This window comes from Brevundimonas sp. LM2 (assembly GCF_002002865.1).
In the GTDB taxonomy this organism is placed as follows: domain Bacteria; phylum Pseudomonadota; class Alphaproteobacteria; order Caulobacterales; family Caulobacteraceae; genus Brevundimonas.
In genome coordinates, this window is sequence record NZ_CP019508.1 from 2,173,671 (window position 1) to 2,193,499 (window position 19,829).

General features: G+C 69.4%; 20 protein-coding genes. 12 read left to right on the plus strand and 8 right to left on the minus strand.

Annotated features, from left to right (window positions below):
• Positions 1–16: 16 nt before the first annotated feature.
• The 3 genes from BZG35_RS10725 to BZG35_RS10735 all read left to right on the plus strand — a co-directional run bounded on the left by BZG35_RS10725 (position 17) and on the right by BZG35_RS10735 (position 2,023).
• Complete coding sequence (locus tag BZG35_RS10725; protein WP_216351845.1) at positions 17–409, plus strand: LysR family transcriptional regulator; 393 nt, start codon at positions 17–19, stop codon at positions 407–409.
• 115 nt (positions 410–524) lie between these two features.
• Positions 525–1,439 (plus strand): XdhC family protein, encoded by a 915-nt coding sequence (locus BZG35_RS10730; RefSeq protein WP_077355641.1) that lies wholly within the window; start codon positions 525–527, stop codon positions 1,437–1,439.
• Complete coding sequence (locus BZG35_RS10735) at positions 1,436–2,023, plus strand: NTP transferase domain-containing protein (RefSeq protein ID WP_077355642.1); 588 nt, start codon at positions 1,436–1,438, stop codon at positions 2,021–2,023. Before BZG35_RS10730 ends, BZG35_RS10735 begins: the two co-directional genes overlap by 4 nt.
• Positions 2,024–2,060: 37 nt before the next feature.
• On the opposite strand, the gene paoC is transcribed toward BZG35_RS10735, so the two are convergent.
• The 4 genes from paoC to BZG35_RS10755 all read right to left on the minus strand — a co-directional run bounded on the left by paoC (position 2,061) and on the right by BZG35_RS10755 (position 6,743).
• On the minus strand, positions 2,061–4,256 hold the full coding sequence (paoC, locus tag BZG35_RS10740) for an aldehyde oxidoreductase molybdenum-binding subunit PaoC (protein ID WP_077355643.1): 2,196 nt from the start codon (positions 4,254–4,256) through the stop codon (positions 2,061–2,063).
• A gap of 4 nt (positions 4,257–4,260) precedes the next feature.
• Positions 4,261–5,211, minus strand: a complete 951-nt coding sequence (locus tag BZG35_RS10745) for a xanthine dehydrogenase family protein subunit M (RefSeq protein ID WP_077355644.1) — start codon at positions 5,209–5,211, stop codon at positions 4,261–4,263.
• Positions 5,208–5,837 (minus strand): aldehyde dehydrogenase iron-sulfur subunit PaoA, encoded by a 630-nt coding sequence (gene paoA / locus BZG35_RS10750; RefSeq protein ID WP_077355645.1) that lies wholly within the window; start codon positions 5,835–5,837, stop codon positions 5,208–5,210. The genes BZG35_RS10745 and paoA overlap by 4 nt, the downstream gene beginning before the upstream one ends.
• 270 nt (positions 5,838–6,107) lie before the next feature.
• The gene (locus tag BZG35_RS10755) at positions 6,108–6,743 is read right to left on the minus strand and encodes a hypothetical protein (RefSeq protein WP_077355646.1); all 636 of its coding nucleotides are present in this window, start codon (positions 6,741–6,743) and stop codon (positions 6,108–6,110) included.
• Positions 6,744–6,923: 180 nt separating this feature from the next.
• Between BZG35_RS10755 and BZG35_RS10760 the strand changes: the two genes are divergently transcribed.
• Both BZG35_RS10760 and BZG35_RS10765 read left to right on the plus strand, forming a co-directional pair.
• On the plus strand, positions 6,924–7,541 hold the full coding sequence (locus BZG35_RS10760; RefSeq protein ID WP_077355647.1) for a TIGR00730 family Rossman fold protein: 618 nt from the start codon (positions 6,924–6,926) through the stop codon (positions 7,539–7,541).
• Between the two features lie 145 nt (positions 7,542–7,686).
• Positions 7,687–8,004: a hypothetical protein gene (locus BZG35_RS10765; protein WP_077355648.1), complete on the plus strand. Its 318-nt coding sequence runs from the start codon at positions 7,687–7,689 to the stop codon at positions 8,002–8,004.
• Positions 8,005–8,050: 46 nt separating this feature from the next.
• Here BZG35_RS10765 and gltX read toward each other — a convergent pair whose 3' ends face one another.
• The gene (gene gltX, locus BZG35_RS10770; protein WP_077358056.1) at positions 8,051–9,400 is read right to left on the minus strand and encodes a glutamate--tRNA ligase; all 1,350 of its coding nucleotides are present in this window, start codon (positions 9,398–9,400) and stop codon (positions 8,051–8,053) included.
• A gap of 128 nt (positions 9,401–9,528) precedes the next feature.
• Here gltX and alr point away from each other — a divergent pair, with 128 nt between their 5' ends.
• The 6 genes from alr to BZG35_RS10800 all read left to right on the plus strand — a co-directional run bounded on the left by alr (position 9,529) and on the right by BZG35_RS10800 (position 15,469).
• Positions 9,529–10,566 carry an alanine racemase gene (alr, locus tag BZG35_RS10775; protein WP_077355649.1) on the plus strand — a complete coding sequence of 346 codons (1,038 nt, stop codon included), beginning with the start codon at positions 9,529–9,531 and terminating at the stop codon, positions 10,564–10,566.
• Positions 10,567–10,772: 206 nt separating this feature from the next.
• Complete coding sequence (gene radA, locus BZG35_RS10780) at positions 10,773–12,137, plus strand: DNA repair protein RadA (RefSeq protein WP_077355650.1); 1,365 nt, start codon at positions 10,773–10,775, stop codon at positions 12,135–12,137.
• A gap of 26 nt (positions 12,138–12,163) precedes the next feature.
• Positions 12,164–12,757 (plus strand): CvpA family protein, encoded by a 594-nt coding sequence (locus BZG35_RS10785; protein ID WP_077355651.1) that lies wholly within the window; start codon positions 12,164–12,166, stop codon positions 12,755–12,757.
• 31 nt (positions 12,758–12,788) lie between these two features.
• Positions 12,789–14,315 carry an amidophosphoribosyltransferase gene (gene purF / locus BZG35_RS10790; RefSeq protein WP_077355652.1) on the plus strand — a complete coding sequence of 509 codons (1,527 nt, stop codon included), beginning with the start codon at positions 12,789–12,791 and terminating at the stop codon, positions 14,313–14,315.
• A complete protein-coding gene (locus tag BZG35_RS10795; RefSeq protein WP_077355653.1) occupies positions 14,312–14,674 on the plus strand; it encodes a VOC family protein in 363 nt (120 codons plus the stop codon). The genes purF and BZG35_RS10795 overlap by 4 nt, the downstream gene beginning before the upstream one ends.
• 39 nt (positions 14,675–14,713) lie before the next feature.
• A complete protein-coding gene (locus BZG35_RS10800) occupies positions 14,714–15,469 on the plus strand; it encodes an SDR family NAD(P)-dependent oxidoreductase (protein WP_077355654.1) in 756 nt (251 codons plus the stop codon).
• On the opposite strand, the gene BZG35_RS10805 is transcribed toward BZG35_RS10800, so the two are convergent.
• From BZG35_RS10805 to lipA, 3 genes are read right to left on the minus strand one after another with little or no spacing between them, the layout of a single operon-like run.
• The gene (locus tag BZG35_RS10805) at positions 15,466–16,578 is read right to left on the minus strand and encodes an NAD(P)/FAD-dependent oxidoreductase (protein WP_077355655.1); all 1,113 of its coding nucleotides are present in this window, start codon (positions 16,576–16,578) and stop codon (positions 15,466–15,468) included. The genes BZG35_RS10800 and BZG35_RS10805 overlap by 4 nt on opposite strands.
• Complete coding sequence (locus tag BZG35_RS10810; RefSeq protein ID WP_077355656.1) at positions 16,575–17,030, minus strand: type II toxin-antitoxin system RatA family toxin; 456 nt, start codon at positions 17,028–17,030, stop codon at positions 16,575–16,577. Before BZG35_RS10810 ends, BZG35_RS10805 begins: the two co-directional genes overlap by 4 nt.
• A gap of 7 nt (positions 17,031–17,037) precedes the next feature.
• Positions 17,038–18,000 carry a lipoyl synthase gene (lipA, locus tag BZG35_RS10815; RefSeq protein WP_077355657.1) on the minus strand — a complete coding sequence of 321 codons (963 nt, stop codon included), beginning with the start codon at positions 17,998–18,000 and terminating at the stop codon, positions 17,038–17,040.
• A 185-nt stretch (positions 18,001–18,185) separates the two neighbouring features.
• Between lipA and BZG35_RS10820 the strand changes: the two genes are divergently transcribed.
• The gene (locus tag BZG35_RS10820) at positions 18,186–19,742 is read left to right on the plus strand and encodes an AMP-binding protein (protein WP_077355658.1); all 1,557 of its coding nucleotides are present in this window, start codon (positions 18,186–18,188) and stop codon (positions 19,740–19,742) included.
• The last annotated feature ends 87 nt before the right edge of the window (positions 19,743–19,829 follow it).

The following is a 19,829-nucleotide window of genomic DNA, read 5'->3' on the forward strand; positions in this document are numbered from 1 at the left end:
CGATCCGGCAAAGGGAGTGGCTGAGATGCTGGCGCGGGTCGGACCGGTGAAACTGAGACTCCAGGTGATGAGCGCCCAGACCGGGGCCATGGGCCCGGGCAAGGCGGCGGTCCTGGAGGCGATCCAGACGCACGGCTCGATCTCCGGCGCAGGTCGCGCCCTGCGCATGAGCTACAAGCGCTGCTGGGCCCTGGTGGACGAGATGAACCGATGCTGGCGGGCGCCGCTGGTCACCGCCGTCCGGGGCGGGCCGACGCAAGGCGCCCTGCTGACCGAGGAGGGCGCCCGGGTGCTCGCCGCCTTCCGCGCGCTCGAACACCATCTGGCGGCGGCCACCCGGGACGACCCGGCCTATGCGATCTTGGTCGACAACCTGCGGGAAACGCCGCTTCCGGCGGCGACGGCCTGACAGCGCTCCGATGTTGTGGCGGATGCCCACCGATGTATATGGAGCGCTATAACGGCCCCACCGGCACCGGCCGTGTGCGGGCCGGGCGCGGACAGGCCGCGCTGCAGGATGATGGATGAGCGACTGGTACAGCGCCGGGCTTGAGGACGACATGCGCCCGCGCATGATCGCCGCCGGCGACCGCGGACAGCCCTTCGCCCTTATCACGATCACCGCGGCCGAGGGTGGTGGGCCGCGGGGCGTCGGGGCCCAGATGGTCGTCACCGCCGATGACATGGGCGGGTTCCTGTCCGGCGGGTGCATCGAGGCCGACGTGGCCCTGCACGGCCGGGAGGTCCTCTCGACCGGCGCGCCGAGGCGCGTCGTCTATGGGCGCGGCAGCCCCTATGTCGACACCCGCCTGCCCTGCGGCGGCCGGCTCGATCTTCTCGTCGAAGCCATCGCGCCGGACGATCCGGCCCTCGAAGCGCTCAGACGGGCGCGTGATGATCGGCGGCTCGTCACCCTCCTCTCCGACGGCGAGCGCCGCGCGGTCGTGAACGGCCCGGCGGAGCATCCCGACCGGCTGCGCGACTATGTCCCTGTGCAGCGCCTGGTGGTGATCGGCTCGGACGCCTTCGCCCTGGCCATGGCCGCGGCGGGTCAGGCCCAGGGCTGGGAGGTCACCCTGGTCCGCCCCAAGGGCCCCGACACCCCGCCGCCGCTGGCCATCGATTACCGACGCGACGATCCCGCCGCCGCCCTGTCCGCGCTCGAACTGGACCGATGGACCGCCGTCGCCGTGGCCACCCATGACGCCGATCTCGACCACGAGGCCCTTACGACGGCGCTTCGACAGGACACCGGCTATGTCGGGGTGCTCGGGGCGAGACGACGTCTGCCCGAACGTCTGGCGCGTCTGGAGGCGGAGGGGGTGACGCCCGAGGCCCTGAAGCGGCTGCATGCCCCGATCGGCCTGCCGATCGCCGCGCGCGCCCCGCACGAGGTCGCTGCGGCCGTCATCGCCGAGATCATCGGCGCGCGGGCGTGAGCCGGCATGCGCTGGTCCTGGCCGGGGGCGCGGGGCGACGGTTCGGCGGCGCCAAGCTCCTGGCCGACTGGCGCGGGCGACCGCTGGTGGTGTGGGCGGTCGAGATCGCGCTGGCGGCGCCGGTCGACGGCGTGGTCGTCGTGGTCGGGAGCCGCGCCGCGGAGGTTCGTTCCGCCCTCGCCGACCTGAGCGATCCGAGACTGGGGATCGTGGAGGCTGCGGACTGGGAGGACGGGCTGTCCGCCTCCCTGAGGTGCGGGGTCACGGCCTTGCCCCCGGAGGCTGCAAGCCTGGCCATCTTCCTGGGCGACATGCCCCTCGTCGACCCCGCCTCGGTCGGCCCCCTGATCGACGCCGTCGAGGCCGGGGCGGTCGCCGCGCGCCTCGACCACGCCGACGGCCCGGCCCATCCCATCGTCTTCGGACACAGCCTTTTTCCGGACCTGCTGCGAACCCGGGGCGATCGGGGGGCGCGGCCCCTGCTGATCGATCGCGACGCCGTCGCCGTCTTCACGACCACGGACGACGGGGCCGTGTTCGACGTCGATCGCCCGGAGGATCTCGGCCGTCAGGCCGGGCGATGAACAGACCGGTACGCGACCAAGGTTGTCGGCGCGAGGATCAGGCCGTCGCCGGCAGTCGGTCCAGATACTTGTCCATCGTCAGCGGATAGTCACGGATCCGGACCCCGGTTGCGTTGTAGACCGCGTTGGCGATGGCCGCGCCGACGCCGCACAGGCCGAGCTCGCCCACCCCCTTCGCCTTCATCGGCGAGGACTTGTCGTCCACCTCGTCGAGAAATATCACCTCCTGATCGGGAATATCGGCGTGGACGGGCACCTCGTAGCTGGCCAGATCGTGGTTGACGAAAAAACCGTGCCGCTTGTCGACGGCCAGCTCCTCCATCAGGGCGGCCCCGACGCCCATGGTCATGGCTCCGATGACCTGGCTTCGCGCCGTCTTCGGGTTCAGGATCCGACCGGCCGCGCAGACGGCCAGCATGCGTCGGATGCGCGTCTCGCCGGTGAAGCGATCGACCCCTACCTCGACAAAATGCCCTGCGAAGGTGGACTGCTGATACCGTTCGGACAGGTCACCGAACTCGATGAAGTCCTCCGCCACCAGCGGCCCGTCGGACGCCGTCGAGGCCAGGGTGACATTGCGACGACCCGCCCGGACGCGGCCGCCGGTGAAGGTCGCGTCGGCGGGATAGCCCAGCTTCTGGATGATCTGCTCGCGCAGCTTCATACAGGCCGCATAGACCCCGGCGGTCGAACTGTTGGCACCCCATTGCCCGCCCGAGCCCGCCGCGGCCGGGAAGTCGGAGTCGCCCAGCTTCACTACCACCCGGTCGACGTCGATCCCCAGGGTCTCGGCCGCCGTCTGGGCGACGATCGTATAGGTGCCAGTGCCGATGTCGGTCATGTCGGTCTCGACGGTGACGATGCCCTGGCCGTCCAGCCGGATCCGGGCCCCGGACTTCATGACGGTGTTGTTGCGGAAGCCCGCCGCCATGCCGAGCCCGACCATCCAGCGTCCGTCGCGCACGCTCGCCGGGGTCGGATTACGGCGCGACCAGCCGAACCGCTCCGCGCCGGTCTCCAGACAGGTGACGAACTGGCGGGTCGAGAACGGCCGCTCCGGCTTCTCCGGATCGACCTGGGTGTCGTTCAGGATGCGGAACGCCACCGGATCCATGTTCAGCTTCTCCGCCATTTCGTCCATGGCGATCTCCAGCGCCATCAGGCCCGGGGCCTCGCCCGGCGCGCGCATGGCGTTGCCTTCGGGCAGGTCGAGGACCGCCAGTTTCTGCGACGTCATCCGGTTGGCCCCGGCGTAGAGCAGCTTGGTCTGCTGGGTCGCCACCTCGGTCTGGCCGCCCTCCAGGTCGCCGTTCCAGCTCTCGTGGCCGATCGCGGTGATCCGTCCGTCCCGCTCGGTGCCGATGCGAATCCGCTGGATCGTAGCCGGCCGGTGCGTGGCGTTGTTGATCATCAGCGGCCGCTGCATCGCCACCTTGACCGGCCGGCCCGCCGCCTTCGACGCCAGGGCGGCCATAACGGCGTCCGACCGCACGAACAGCTTTCCGCCGAACCCGCCGCCGATATAGGGCGAGTCCAGCCGGACGTTCTCGGGCGGAATGCCGAAGATCTTGGCGATCTCGCCCTTGCCCCAGGCGATCATCTGATTGGACGTCCACAGGGTCAGCTTGTCACCCTCCCACGACGCCATGGTCGCCATCGGCTCCATCATCGCGTGGCTGTGGTCGGGGGTCGTATAGGTCTCGTCCAGGGTGACGGGCGCGGCGGCGAAAGCGCCCGCGAAATCGCCTGCCGACGATTGTTCGGGGCCCCCTTTCGGATCGCCCGCGCCGGGCTTGGCCGCCTCCAGGTCGAAGGCACCCTTGGCCTTCACATAGTCCGCTTTGACCATTTCGGCCGCGGCCCGCGCCTGCTCGAACGTCTCCGCCACGACCACCGCGATCGCCTGGTGATAATGCTGAATATCGGGGCCGCCCAGAAGCTTGGCGGTGTTGTAGTCGCCCTTGCCGACCGTCCCGGCAGTCTCGGCCGTCACGACGGCCAGAACGCCCGGCGACGAACGGGCCTCGTCCGTGCGCAGGCGACGAATCCGTCCCTTGGCGATCGTCGCGCCGACGATATAGCCATAGGCGGGCCGGGCCTGAACATCGTGGCGTTCATAGGCGTAAAGCGCCCGCCCCGTGACCTTCAGGGGGCCGTCGATCCGGTCGATCGGCTTGCCCACCACCTTCAGCTGGTCGATCGCGTTCTGGCCCGCCGGCGTGTCGAACTTCATCGCCCTATCCTCTCGCGTCGCTGATGACGGCGGCGAGCGTCCGCTCCGCCAGGGTCACCTTGAAGGCGTTCTCGTGCGTCGGCTTGGCGTCTGCCAGGGCGATCGCCGCCACGGCCTTGGTGCCCTGGGGCAGGGCCGCCTCGGCCGCCTCGACGCGCCAGGGCTTGTGCGCCAGACCGCCGAAGGCGACCCGGCCGGTCCCGTCCCGCTGGAGAACGGCCGCCACCGAAACCACGGGGAAGGCGTATGACGCCCGGTCGCGGACCTTGCGGTAGACATGAAGGCCACCGAGGGGCCGCGGCAGGGTCACGCCCGTGATCAGGTCGCCGGGCGGCAGGACGGTATCGATGTCCGGTCGGTCCTCCGGAAGACGATGGAATTCGGCCATCGGTATGGTCCGCGTGTCTCCGGCGGCATTCACCGTTTCGACCTGCGCATCCAGCACCCGCATGGCGATGGCCATGTCGCCGGGATGGGTGGCGATGCAGTGGTCGCTGACGCCGATGACTGCCAGCTGGCGGCTGAAGCCGCCGATGGCCGAACAGCCCGACCCGGGCTCGCGCTTGTTGCAGGCCTGGGCGGTGTCGTAGAAATAGGGACAGCGCGTCCGCTGGAGCAGGTTGCCGGCCGTTGTCGCCCGGTTCCTCAACTGACCGGAGGCCCCGGCCAGCAGCGCGCGGCTGAGAACGCCATAATCGCGCCGAACGCGCGGATCACCCGCAAGGTCGGCATTGGTCACCAAAGCGCCGATGCGCAGCCCGCCTTCCGGCGTCTCCTCGATCGTGTCGAGCCCCAGCGCCCCCACGTCGATCAGATGCTGCGGCGTCTCGATCTGCAGCTTCATCAGGTCGAGCAGGTTGGTGCCGCCGGCGATGAATTTCGCGCCCGGTTTCGCGCGCGCCGCCAGGGCCGCCGCCGCCGGGCTCGTCGCGCGCTCGTAGGTGAAGGGTCTCATGCCCGGGTCCCCGCGACGTCGGCCATGGCGTCGGCGATATTCGAATAGGCCCCACAGCGACAGATGTTGCCGCTCATCCGCTCGCGCATCTCCTCGGTGGAGGCGCGGGGACGCTCGGTCAGGCTGGCGGAGACATGGCTGGGCAGACCCTTGCGGATTTCCTCCAGCACGGCGACGGCCGAGCAGATCTGGCCCGGCGTGCAATAGCCGCACTGATAGCCGTCATGTTTGATGAAGGCCGCCTGCATGGGGTGCAGATCGTCCGGCGTGCCGAGGCCCTCGATGGTCGTCACCTTCGCGCCCTCGTTCATCACGGCCAGGCTCAGGCAGGAGTTGATCCGCTGGCCGTCGACGATGACGGTACAGGCCCCGCACTGGCCGTGGTCGCAGCCCTTCTTGGTGCCGGTCAGCTGCAGATGCTCGCGCAGCGCATCCAGAAGGGTGGTCCGGGTGTCCAGCTCCAGGGTGCGATCGGTCCCGTTCACCTCGAGCGACACGGTCATCAGGCTGGGCGCCGCGTCCGGCGACGACGTCTGGGCCCCGGCCGGCGACACGGTGGCCATCGCCGCGCCCGCGCCTCCCACCATCAGGACACCGCGGCGTGAGAGATCGAGTTCGCCGACCATAGCGGCCTCCGTGGTTTGCAGGTCAGCGCCACCGTCCGAAGACGGTCGAGCGCGCGCGTTTGCGTTAGGACTAGGCAATCCGGACGGCCCGCTTGCGTTCCCGGTCGCATCAAGATTTCGATGACGCGGTAACTGGCGATCGCCGGCCGCTCCACCGTTATAGCCTGCGAACTATATCGCTCCGCCCTCGGCTATACTTGCCGTTCAGGATCGCTCATGGCCGCGGCGCGGACCGACGGTCCCGCAAGGCACCGTCGCCGGCGGGCTGCGCTAGGCGGGCGGGTCGGGGAACCAGGTCGTCTGGCGCGCGCCGCCCGCGCCGCCCCAGGCGATGACCCATCCCCCGCCGAGCCGTCGCAGCCGGGTTTCGCCGTCCAGGCTCAGGGGCGGCGGCTCGAACGTGGCGTTCCCGACCTGGACGGGTGCGCCCGCGGCCCCGCTGACGCTCGTCGTCCATCGGCCCATGGCATCGGTCGCCACAGGCCGGCCCTGCGCCATTCCGACCGACACCTCCGACTGCGGGGCGCTGCGCCCCGACAGCAAGGTCGCCCGGCCGTCGGTGTCGATCGCATCCAGGGCCGGGGCCGGCCCCAGGCGTCGCGTCGGCGCGCCGATGGCCAGCAGGGCGATCGGCCCGCGCGGGTCCGCCGCGACCAGCAGCCTGTAGGGCGCCGGATAGGCGATCTGACCGACCTGCGCCTTCACATCCAGGACTACATCCTGGGTCCAGGCCGGGATGCGCACGTCGAACCGGCCGCCCGCGTCCGCCCCGGCGGCATAGGCCACGCCGTCCGCTCCGGTCAGAACGACCCGGCCCAGCGGCTCGGTCCGTCCGCCGACCACCAGCATGCCGCCGGTGCGGATGACGCCTTCGACCCGCGGGCTGGAGGCCCATCCGTCGGGCACGGCTGCGACGTCCGGGCGGGTTTCTGACCCTTTCCCACAGGCGCCGAGCGCGAGGACCACGCCGATCACCGGCCAAATTCTAAAGGGTCGTTTCATCCGGCTCGCCGCGACTATAGGACTGCCTTCCCGATAGCCTGTCCACCGACCGACTGTCTCGCATCGCCTGACCCCAGAGAAGCCATGAGCGTTCCCGAACCCCGCATCGCCGCTTTCGACGGCCCCTCCGTCTGCCTGTTCTGCGGCTCTTCGGACGCCGCCGACCCGAAATACACCGCCGCGGCCGCGGCTTTCGGCCAGGCCGCCGCCCGGGCGGGCTGGCGGCTGGTTTATGGCGGCGGGGGCGTCGGGTTGATGGGGGCCTCGGCCCGCGCGGCGCACGCGGCCGGAGGTCGGGTCCTGGGCGTCATGCCCGCCTTCCTGCGCAGCCGCGAACGTCTATTCGACGAGGTCGAGACACTGGTCGTCACCTCGATGCACGAACGCAAGCAGATCATGTACGATCAGTCCGACGCCTTCGTCGTCGCCCCCGGCGGGATCGGCACGCTGGAGGAGGTGGTCGAACTGCTGTCGTGGAAACGGCTCGATCTGCACGGCAAGCCGGTCATCTTCCTCAACATCGACGGGTTCTGGGATCCGTTCTTCGCCCTGATGCGGCACAGCGTCGCCACCGGCTTCACCCCGTCCTCCTTCCTCGAGGCCTGGACCGTCGCCGACACCGTCGAGGACGTCATGGCCCAGATGATCCCACCGGCGTCGGCGATGCCGGCCCGGGCCCCCTTGAAACATGATCAGCGATAAGTGATCATCGCTCAGTCATCGGTGGCCCTGGCGCGGACGTCCATCTGCTTTGAAAACGCGGGTTGACAGTTTCTTTTCAATACGCACTATTCCCGGCGCTGACGTCTCGGGCCGATCGGCCCAGCCCAAACCCTGGAGCCCACCCATGCGCGCTGTCCTGTTCACCGCCGCCCTTCTGCTCGCGCCCGCCTCGGCGAGCCTGGCCCAGTCGGCGCCCTCCAATGCCTTCACTGTTCAGGACGTCGCCAAGACGCCCCGCGCGCCCCTGCTGCTGGACGGCGTCAACTGGCGCTGCAACGCCGAGAATATCTGCACGGGTGCCGGCACGCCGTCGCAGCCCGCGCCCCGCGCCTGCCGTCGTGTGGCCCAGCGTCTCGGCACGCCCCTGGCCAGCTTCACCTACCGGGGCACGACCTTGAGCGCCGCGGACCTGGCGACCTGCAACCAGGCCGCCGCCGGCTGATCGTCTCGAACCGTCGCCCCGACCCGCGTCGGGGCGACGCGCTGCGTCAGGCGACTTCGCCGCGCAGACGCTGCTCGATCCGCGCGCGTCCGATCAGCGGCACCAGCGTGGCCATGTCCGGCCCGTGCGCCTCGCCCGTCAGGATGTGCCGCAACGGCATGAACAGGGCCTTTCCCTTGGCCCCCGTCGCCGCCTTGACGGCCGCCGTCCACAGCGACCAGGCGTCGGCCCCGATCGTCTCCGGCAGCACCGCCAGGGCGGCCGCCGCGAAGGCGGGATCCTCGATCACCGGCGTCACCGGGCCCCGCACCATCCGGGCCAGATCGACCACGTCGCCGAACTTGGACAGATTGGCGCGCACCCCGTCCCAGAAGGCCTCGCCCAGGTCGCAGTCCAGGGCCGCCAGCCGATCCTGCGCCGCCGCATAGGGCATGGCATGCAGGGCCTGGGCGTTCAGCCGGTCCAGATCCTCGGTGTCGTAGCGGGCCGGAGACCGCCCCATCTTGTCGAAGCTGAAGCCCTGACCCAGGGCCTCGACGCTGTCGGCCACCTCCAGCGCGTCAGAAGTCCCGATCCGGCCCAGGTGGCTGGTGATGGCGATCGGCTCATAGCCCTGGTCGCGCATGTCGGCGACCGACAGCGACCCCAGTCGCTTGGACAAGGCCGCCCCGTCGGCCCCGACCAGCAGCGGCATGTGGGCGAAGTTCGGCACCGTCGTGCCCAGGCCGGCGGCGATCAGGGCCTCGAAGATCTCGATCTGGGCCCCGGTGTTGGTCGTGTGATCTTCGCCCCGGATGACGTGGGTGATGCCCATGTCGATGTCGTCGACGACCGACGGCAGGGTGTAAAGATACAGGCCGTCCTCGCGGATCAGGACCGGGTCGGACATGGAGGCGGTGTCGACCTCGGCGTGGCCGCGCGACAGGTCCTCCCAGGCGACGCGGCGACCGTTGAGCTTGAAGCGCCAGTGCGGCTTGCGCCCCTCGGATTCAAAGGCGGCCTTCTCCTCATCCGTCAGGCTGAGCGCGGCGCGGTCGTAGATCGGCGGCAGCCCGCGCGACAGCTGCACCTTGCGGCGGCGGTCCAGCTCTTCGGACGTGTCCCAGGCCGGATACAGTCGCCCCGCCGCCTTCAGCCGCTCGGCCGCGTCGTCGTAGCGGTCGAACCGTTTCGACTGGTTGTAGCGCTCGTCCCAGACCAGCCCCAGCCAGGTCAGGTCGTCCTCGATCCCCTGTTCGAACGCCGGCGTCGACCGGGCCAGGTCGGTGTCGTCGATGCGCAGCACGAACGACCCGCCCTGCCCCTTGGCGAACATCCAGTTGACCAGGGCGGTGCGGACATTGCCGACGTGCAGCTTGCCGGTGGGGGACGGGGCGAAACGGACCTTGATGGACATGGAAACGACGACCTTGAAGACGGGGCGCACAGGTCGGTCACGCCGCCCGCCAAGTCAAGGACACCGACGCACCCCTCGCGCCGCGCTTTTGGGCTTCCCGCGCAACGATCTTGCGGCATAAGGCGGGGATGACCGCCCCCGCCACCCTCACCGTCGACCTGGATGCCTTGGCGCACAACTTCCATGCCCTGGAAGCCGTGACGGGCGTCGAGGTCCATCCGGTGGTCAAGGCCGATGCCTATGGCCTTGGGGCCGTTCCCGTGGCCCGGCGGCTGATGAGCGAAGGCGCGCGGACCTTCTTCGTCGCGCGTCTGGCGGAAGGGCTGGCCCTGCGTGAGGCGCTCGATGCCGAGCCTCTCATCTATGTCCTGGACGGCTGCGTCGGCGATGCCGCAGCAGTCCTCAAGGCCGCCGATCTGCGTCCCATCCTGAACCACGGCGAACAGCTTGCGGCCTGGCGGGCGGCGGGGGGCGGCCCCTGCGGCCTGCAGATCGACACCGGCATGAACCGCCTGGGCTTCCGGGTGGAAGACGCGCCGGAGCCGTTCAAGGGTCTGGCCCTGGTCATGAGCCATCTGGCCTGCGGCGACGATCCCGCCCAGCCGATGAACCGCCGCCAGCGCGACGCCTTCGCCGGGGTCGGCGCCCGCTATCCGGGCACGGTGCGGTCGTTCGCCAATTCCGGCGGCTGTTTTCTCGGCCCCGACTTTGGGTTCGACGCGGTACGGCCTGGGATCTGTCTCTACGGCGGCGGCCCCGAAGGGCGACCGGATACCCGCCTCAAGGCCGTCGCCACCCTGGGCGCCGAGATCCTTCAAATCCGCGACGTGCCCGCTGAGGAGAGCATCGGCTATTCGCGCGGCTTTGTCGCCGATACGCCCCGCCGCATCGCCACCTGCGGGGCGGGCTATGCCGATGGAGTCCTTCGCAGCACCTCCCCGGATGGCCAGGTCTGGGTGGCGGGCACGCTGCGCCCGGTCCTGGGTCGCGTCTCGATGGATGTGATCGCGGTGGACGTGACGGGTCTGGACGTGGCGCTGGGCGACAGCGTCGAGCTGTTCGGCCCGAACCGGTTGCTGGACGAGGCGGCGAAGGCGGCCGGGACGATCGGCTACGAGCTGCTGACGTCGGTTACGGCCCGTGTGCCGCGGCTCTACGTCGGTTGATCCACCGCCTCTCCCTCCCCTTTATGGGGAGGGACGACCGCGCAGCGGTCCCTCCCCATGAAGGGGAGGGAGAAAAGGCGAGTGCCGCTCAGCCGTCATCCACTCTCGCCCCGATCCGCCCGAGAACAACGAAGCACGTCAAAATCGGTCGTAGCCGTCTTGCCTCCCCCTGCCCTGCCGCGCCTGACTCCTGTAACCCCCTCCCCATGGCCAGAGACGGTGCGATCTATGTTTGTCAGTCCTGCGGGGCGGTGCACGGCAAGTGGGCCGGTCAGTGCAATGCCTGCGGCCAGTGGAACACGATCGTCGAGGAGAGCCGCGCCACCCCGCCGGGAGCCCTGAAGCCGGCCGGCAATGCGAGGGCGCGGGGGCTGCAGTTCGAGTCCCTGCTGTCCGAGACGCCCGAGCCGCCGCGCATCGTCACCGGCGTCACCGAATTCGACCGCGTCTGCGGCGGGGGCGTTGTGCCGGGCTCGGCCATCCTGCTCAGCGGCGATCCCGGCGTGGGCAAGTCGACCCTGCTGCTGGACGTGGCAGGGCGCGCCGCCCTGGCCGGGGCCCGGGTGGCCTATATCTCCGGCGAGGAGGCGATCGAGCAGATCCGCGCCCGGGCCAAGCGGATGGGGCTCGAAAAGGCCCCGGTCCAGCTGGCCTCGGCCACGGCGCTCCGCGACATCCTCGGCACGCTGAAACGCGAGAAGTTCGACATCGTCATCGTCGATTCGATCCAGACCCTGTGGTCCGACGCCCATGAGGCCGGGCCCGGCTCGGTGACACAGGTCCGCGCCTGCGCCGGTGAACTGGTGCGCCTGGCCAAGTCCGGCGGTCCCGCCGTGGTCCTGGTCGGACACGTCACCAAGGACGGTTCGGTCGCCGGGCCCCGGGTGGTCGAGCATATGGTCGACGCGGTGCTCAGCTTCGAGGGCGAGCGCGGCTATCCGTTCCGCATCCTGCGCGCCGGCAAGAACCGCTTCGGGGCGACCGACGAGATCGGGGTGTTCGAGATGGGCGATTCGGGCCTGCGCGAGGTGGCCAATCCGTCGGCCCTGTTCCTCGGCGAGGGCAAGGACCGGGCCCCCGGCGCCGCCGTCTTCGCCGGCATCGAGGGCAGCCGGCCGGTGCTGGTCGAGATCCAGGCCCTGGTGTCCAAGTCGGCCTATGGCACGCCCCGCCGGGCGGTGATCGGCTGGGAGACCGGTCGTCTGGCCATGGTGCTGGCGGTGCTGGAGGCGCGCTGCGGCTTCGGCTTCGGCGATCAGGACGTCTATCTGAACGTCGCCGGCGGCCTGCGAATCAACGAGCCCGCCGCCGATCTGGCCGCCGCCGCCGCCCTGATCTCCTCGGCCACCGACATGCCTCTGCCCCAGGGCTGTATCGTCTTCGGGGAGATCAGCCTGTCGGGCGAGGTCCGCGCCGTCGGCCGCGCCGAGGCCCGGCTGCGCGAGGCCCAGAAACTGGGCTTCGACCAGGCCCTGTCCCCGCCGCTGATGGTCAAGGGCGGTGGCGTCCTGATCACAGGGATCAGTCGATTGACCGAAGCGGTCGAACGAATCTCCCAGAACAGGTATTGAGGTCAGATGCGGCGCACGAGAACTCAATGACCGGCTTCGACGGCTTCGCCCTCCTGGTCATCCTCGCTTCGGCCGCGGCCGGCTGGGTACGCGGCGGCACGCGCGAGCTGATCACCCTGCTCAGCTTCGTCCTTGCGGCCTTTTTGGCTCTGGTCACCCTGCCGCTGACCGCGCCCCTGGGCCGAGCCCTGATCGACCCGGACTGGGCCGGCTCCATCACCGCCGCCATCGCCGCCTTCCTCATTGTCTATTTCGGCATCCGCATCTTCGGCTCCATCCTGTCGAAACGCGCCCAGGCCCATCCGCAGCTCGGCGGCGTCGACCGGCTGGTCGGGATCCTGGTCGGGGCGGGCCGGGCCCTGGTGCTGCTGGGGGCCATCCACCTGGTCGTGGTGGCCGCCATGCCCGGCGAGCGGACCCCCCGCTGGCTCAGCGAAGCGACCCTGCGGCCGCTCAGCGCCGGGGCCGCGCGCGCCATCCAGATCATCCTGCCCGGCATCGGTCGCGGTGCCGACGCCATCAGCCCGGTGGTCGATTCGTCCGTTCGCCGAGGGTTTTCGGACGAACGTGCCTTGCCCCCGACCCAATCCGGCCCTACCTCGCGCCCCATCGCCCCCTAGTTCGTTTTCGCCTGTCATCGGAGCCCCGTCGATGCGCAGCCTGAGCCCCACCCTCGCTCATGTCATCCAGCCCCCGGTCGTCCACCGGGAGCATGTCCGCGACGCCGACGATGATCGTCCGCGCCTGGAATGTGGTGTGTGCGGCGTCTGGGGCGCCCTGGCGAACGAGGCGTCGGCCATCGTCGCCCTGGGCCTGCACGCTCTGCAGCATCGTGGTCAGGAGGCCTGCGGCATCGCCTCGGTCAACCAGACCCGGTTCCACACCGAACGCCACATGGGCCATGTCGGCGAGGCCTTCGGCGGTACCGACCTGCCGGAACGCATGCCGGGCACGGCCGCCGTCGGCCACACCCGCTATTCGACGGCGGGCGGCAGCTTCCTGCGAAACATCCAGCCGATGTTCGCCGATCTGGACCAGGGCGGCATCGCTCTGGGGCACAACGGCAACCTGACGAATTTCCACTTCCTGCGGAATCAGCTGGTTGGCGAGGGCTCGATCTTCCAGTCCACCTCCGACTCCGAGGTCATCCTCCACCTGATCGCCCGCAGCCGAAAGGCCAAGATCGTCGATCGCTTCATCGACGCCCTGGCGCGCATCGAGGGCGGCTATGCCCTGGTCGCCCAGACCCGCACCAAGATGATCGGGGCCCGCGATCCGCTCGGCATCCGGCCCCTGGTGCTGGGCCAGCTGGGCGACGCCTGGGTGCTGGCGTCCGAGACCTGCGCCTTGGACACGATGGGCGCGACCTTCGTGCGCGACGTCGAGCATGGCGAGGTGATCGTCATCGATCACGAAGGCCTGCGCTCGCTGAAGCCCTTCCCCGCTCGCGCCGCCCGTCCCTGCCTGTTCGAATACGTCTATTTCTCGCGCCCCGACAGCGTCGTGAACGGACGCTCGGTCTATGGCGTGCGCAAGCGCATGGGCGAGGGTCTGGCCCGCGAGTTTCCGATCGAGGCCGACGTCGTGGTGCCGGTGCCCGACTCCGGCGTCCCCGCGGCACTGGGCTATGCGCAGGAAAGCGGCATCCCTTACGAGATGGGGATCATCCGCAGCCACTATCTGGGCCGCACGTTCATCCAGCCCAGCCAGGGCGCGCGCCAGAAGGGCGTGGCCATGAAGCACAGCCCCAACCGCGCCGTGATCGAAGGCAAGCGGGTCGTGCTGATCGACGACTCGATCGTGCGCGGCACCACCTCGGTCAAGCTGGTCCGTGCCGTGCGCGCCGCCGGGGCCAAGGAGGTCCACCTGCGCTCGGCCAGTCCGCCGATCCTGTGGCCCGACTTCTACGGCATCGACATGCCCGAGCGGGACCAGCTGATCGCCGCCAACAAGACCATGGAGGAGATGCGCGACCTGCTCGAAGTCGATTCGCTGGGCTTCCTGTCCGTCGACGGCCTGTACAAGGCCATGGGAGAGACGGGCCGCAACGACGCCGCGCCCCAGTTTACCGATCACTATTTCACCGGCGACTATCCCACCCGTCTCGTCGATCGCGAGATCGAGGAGGGTGGCCGCGAGACCATCGGCCGGCAGTTGTCGCTGCTGGTGACGGCATGACCCACCGTCTCGGCTATTTCACGATCGACACCCCGGACCTCGACAAGGCGAAAGCCTTCTACTCGGCCCTGCTGGGCTGGACGTTCGAGGAGGCCAACTCCAGCCCGACCTACGCCCACGTCACGGCCACCGGCGCGCCCGGGGAGGTGCCGTTCGGCCTCCGCAAGGGCGAGCACAAGGACTTCGCCAACCTGTATGTGCAGGTCGACGACATCCAGGCCATGTGCGCCAAGGTTCATGCGCTGGGCGGTCGCGCCTCCATGCCGGCCCGGAGCGACACCGGCCTTTCGGTCCACGTCTGCGACGACCAGGGCGTCAGCATCAGCCTGTGGCAGCCGGCCCCCGGCCTGGTCGATTAGGCGCTTGGCCCGGGGCCACGCCCCGCGCTATCAGCCCGCATGATCGACGCCGCCCCCCTGAAAGACCGTATCGCCCTCGTCGTCGGAGCCTCGCGCGGCATCGGCTATGAGAGCGCCCTGGCCCTCGCGCGTGCCGGGGCCCATGTCGTGGCCGCCGCCCGGACCCAGGGCGGGCTGGAGGCGCTGGACGACGCCATCTATGCCGCCACCGGCCAGCACGCGACGCTCGTCCCGTTCGACCTCGTCGACGGCGGCGGCATCGACCGTCTGGGCGGCGCGATCTTCGAGCGGTTCGCCCGGCTGGACATCTGGGTCAATGCGGCGGCCACGCTCGGCGCCCAGGGTCTGACCCCGGTCAGCCACATCGATCCGCGGGGCTTCGCCAAGATCGAGAAGACCAATTTCACCGCCACCTACCGCCTGATCCGCTCGCTGGAGCCGCTTTTGCGCGGATCGGACGCCGGCCGGGTCATCCACCTGACCACCCGTTTGGCCCGCGAGCCAGAGGCTTTCTGGGGTCTGTATGCCGCGACCAAGGCCGGAGCCGAGGCCATGATGCTGGCCTGGGGCGATGAGATCGAGAGCACCCCGATCCGCGTCTGCGTCCTCGACCCCGGCCGCATGAGGACCCAGATGCGCGCCCAGGCCTTCCCCGGCGAGGACCCGCAGACCCTGCCCCATCCGTCCGAGCTTGGCCCCCTGATCGTCGAACTGGCCCGTCCCGACCTGACGCCGCCGATGAAGGTCAGCTTCAAGGACTGGTCGGCAGGCCTGCCGACCGCTGCCCTGATCTAGGTCAGCAACCGGTCGGCCACCGCCTCGCCGATCGCCAGCGAGCTGGTCAGACCCGGGCTCTCGATGCCGAACAGGGCCATCAGCCCGACCAGACCGTGCACCTCGACCCCATCCAGCTGGAAATCCGGCTGGGGCTCCCCCGGTCCGTGCAGCTTGGGGCGGATTCCCGCATAGTCCGGGGTCAACGCCCCATCGGGCAAGCCGGGCGAGAAGCGGCGGATATAGGCGGCGAATCCCTCGGCCTTGGCCGGATCGACCGAATAGTCCTCGGTCGCGACGTATTCCAGATCGGGCCCAAACACGGCCTGCCCGCCCAGGTCCTTGCGATAGTGGGTGCCCAGGGCACCCGGGATCGGCGGGGGATAGATCAGCCGGTCGAACGGGGCCTTGCCCATCAGCCGGAAATAGACCCCCTTGCCGAAGTGGCCGGCAGGAATGCGATCGACCGGAAAACCTTCGATCGACGCGGCGACGTCCTGCGCGCCAAGGCCTGGTGCCGTGACCAGCAGCCGCGCTGTCAGGCTCGCGCCTCTCTCCCCGCCTGCCGTGATCCGGAAACCGCCGCCCGGCAGGGGCTCGGCCCGCTCGAAAGGGGTGGAGACCACCACCGACCCGCCCGCGTCCTCGATCTCGCCCTGCAGCGACAGCATGTAGTCGTGGCTGGCGAAGATGCCGCTCTCGGGCGACAGGAGGGCGGCGTGGGCGGTCAGTTCCGGCTCCAGGGCCCGGGCTTGCGCGCCGCTCAGGTGAGCCAATCCCTCGACCCCGTTGGTGACCGCCTGTTCGAAGATGCGCTCGATCAGGACGACCTCGTCTTCCTGCGTCGCCACGACCAGCTTGCCGCATTTGCGATGATCGATCTTGTGGCTGTCCAGATAGGCATACAGCGCCCGCCGCCCCTCGACGCAGAGCCGCGCCTTCAGCGACCCGCTCGGATAGTAGAGCCCGCCGTGGATCACCTCGGAATTGCGCGACGACACGCCCTGGCCGATGTGCGGCGCCTTTTCGAGCACCAGCACGGTCAGTCCCCGCTTCGACAGGGCCCGGCCGCAGGCGAGGCCGACCGCCCCGGCTCCGACCACGACTGCGTCGAAGTCGAACTCGGTCACGGCTTCGGTCCGAACCGCCGCGCGGCCTCCGCCTCGAAACTGCCGATCAACAGCGACACGGCCCGCTCGAAATTGGCCTGAAGCGCGGCGTTCAACAGCGGCGACTTGAAGGCGAAGTCGATCATGAATTCCAGCCGGGTGCCCCTGGGGTCCTCATGGAACTCCCAGCGGTTCTTCAGGTGCCGGAACGGACCGCGCAAAAGTCCAACTTCGACCCGCGGCGCGTTGCGGTCGTGCCGGACCCAAGTGGAGAAACGTTCCTTCAGGAACGAGAACCCGACCTGCGCCTCCGCATCCAGCAGATCGACGCCGGGGGCCTCCTCGCGCCGGTTCCACACCCGCATCGACGTCACCCATTTGACGAACCGCGGATAGGACTCCACGTCCGCGACCATCTCGGCGAGTTGGGCGGGGGCGTAGGGCAGGATGCGGGTGACGCGGTGAACGGCCAAGCGGGCGTCAGCGTCCGGTCTGGGCCAGGCGCGCGGCCTTCAGCCGGGCGAAGTCATCGCCGGCGTGGTGCGACGACCGGGTCAGGGGCGAGGCCGAGACCATCAGGAAGCCCTTGGCCCGGGCGATGGCCTCATAGGCCTTGAACTCCTCGGGCGTCACGAACCGGTCGATGGCGGCGTGTTTGCGGGTCGGCTGCAGATATTGGCCGATGGTGATGAAGTCGACGCCGGCGGAGCGCATGTCGTCCATCACCTGCATGACCTCCTCCTTGGTCTCGCCCAGGCCGACCATGATGCCGGACTTGGTGAACTGGTTCGGGTCGCGCTCCTTGACCTGCTGCAGCAGCCGCAGGGAGTGGAAGTAGCGGGCGCCGGGGCGGATCTTCAGATACAGCCGCGGCACGGTCTCGAGGTTGTGGTTGAAGACGTCGGGCCGGGCGTCGATCATCACCTCGGCCGCCCCGTCCTTGCGCAGGAAGTCGGGCGTCAGGATCTCGATCGTGGTCAGCGGTGCCTGAATGCGAATCTGGCGCACGACCTCGGCGAAATGGGCGGCGCCGCCGTCGGCCACGTCATCGCGATCAACCGAGGTGATAACGACGTGGTTCAGGCCCAGCTGGGCGACGGCCATGCCGACCTTGGCCGGCTCTTCCGGGTCCAAGGCCTGGGGCAGGCCGGTCTTGACGTTGCAGAAGGCGCAGGCGCGGGTGCAGGTGTCGCCCATGATCATCAGGGTCGCGTGCTTCTGGCTCCAGCACTCGCCGATGTTCGGGCAGGCGGCTTCCTCGCAGACCGTGACCAGTCCCTTGGAGCGAACGATCTCCTTGGTGGCGTTGTACTGGCCCGATCCCGGGGCCTTGACCCGCAGCCAGTCGGGCTTGCGCAGCACCGCCGTCTCGGGCCGGTTCTGCTTCTCGGGGTGACGCAGCTCCGCAGGGGATCGCATCAGGGTGTCGATGAGGGTGACCATCGAGGCGGCCGGGCTCCAGCGGGGACAGGCCGGTATGTCGTCTTTCCGTCACCGGAAGGCAAGTCACGCCCTGTGTCGCAGTCCGTCGCTCGCGCCGCGTAACGCATCTTTTCATCGGGCGTCGGCTTAACTAGTTTGCCCCCTCAACAGCGAGAGGGCAGCGATAAGCTCTCCGGAGGATATGCGTGTTTCGACCTGGTCTTGATCCATCCGCGGGCGAAGAGTCCCTCTTCGACGCCCTGATCGCCGCCCGGTCCCGCTATGGCGACAAGGAGATTCTGGAGGATCAGGATCGCAAGCCCCTGACCTATACCGGTCTGATCCGCGCCGCCTTCGTGCTGGGGCGCAAGATCGCCGACATGACTCGGCCGGCCGAGCGGGTCGGCATCCTGTTGCCCGCCTCCATGGGAACGGTCGTCACCTTCTTCGGCCTGCACGCCTATGGCCGCGTGCCGGTGATGCTGAACTTCACCGCCGGCGAGCTGAACCTGAAGGCAGCGATCAAGGCCGCCGGGGTCAAGCGCATCCTGTGCGCCCGGCGCTTCGTCCAGCAGGCCAAGATCGACGACCTGATCGAGGAACTGGCGACGGTGGCCGAGTTCGTCTGGCTGGACGACGTCCGCGCCACCGTCGGCCTGCAGGACAAGCTGTTCGGCCTGATGGCGGGTTTGGCTCCCAAGCGGTTCCGCGTCGCGACGAAGCCCGATGACCCGGGCGTGGTCCTGTTCACCTCCGGCAGCTTCGGCGCCCCCAAGGGTGTGCTTCTGAGCCAGAAGAACCTGGTGGCCAACGCCCGTCAGGTGGCGACCCACATCCCGCTGGATCCGGCCTGGGTCATGTTCAACCCCTTGCCGACCTTCCACTGCTTCGGCCTGACCGGCGGCGTGATCCTGCCCTTGCTCAACGGGTTGAAGAGCTTCCAGTACCCCTCTCCCCTGCACGGCAAGCAGATCGTCGCCCTGCTGGCCGAGGTCAACACCGCCGTCCTGTTCGCCACCGACACCTTCCTGAACCAGTGGGCCCGGGTGGCCGAGCCCGACGACTTCCGCACCGTCCAGTTCGTGGTCGCCGGGGCCGAGCGGGTGCGCGACGAGACCCATCACCTGTTCAACACCAAGTTCGGCGGGGTGAAGCTGCTCGAGGGCTACGGCGCGACCGAGGCCGCGCCCGTGGTCGCCGTCAACCATCCCGACCGCAACCGTCCGGGCACTGTCGGCCAGCTGATGCCGGGCATGGAGGCGCGGGTCGAGCCGGTCGAGGGCATCACCGAGGGCGGCCGGCTGTATGTGCGCGGCCCGAACGTCATGGCGGGCTATATGACACCCGAGGACCCGACGAAGGTCGAGGCGTTGCACGGTGGCTGGCACGACACCGGCGACATCGTCGACCTGGACGCCGACGGCTACATCTCCATCCTCGGCCGGGTGAAGCGGTTCGCCAAGATCGGCGGCGAGATGGTGTCGCTGAGCGCCGTCGAGGGTCTGGTCCAGTCCGTCTGGCCGGAGGAAGGCCACGCGGTCATCGCTATCGCCGACAGCCGCAAGGGCGAGAAGCTCGTTCTGATCACCGAACGGGTCGACGCCGACGTCGGACAACTGGCCGAATGGGCCCGCGAGCACGGTGCCCCCGAGCTGGCCGTGCCCAAGAAGATCGTCAAGGTCGGCGAACTTCCGGTGCTGGGCACCGGCAAGACCGACTATGTCGCCATCCAGGCCTTAGTCGACGCGGCCGAGACGGCCTGACCCACCGGGCGCGAGGATTACGGCAGGCACTGGGTGGACCGACGGTTCTCGGGATCTACGTCTTCGGTAGAACCTGGACCAACCGCG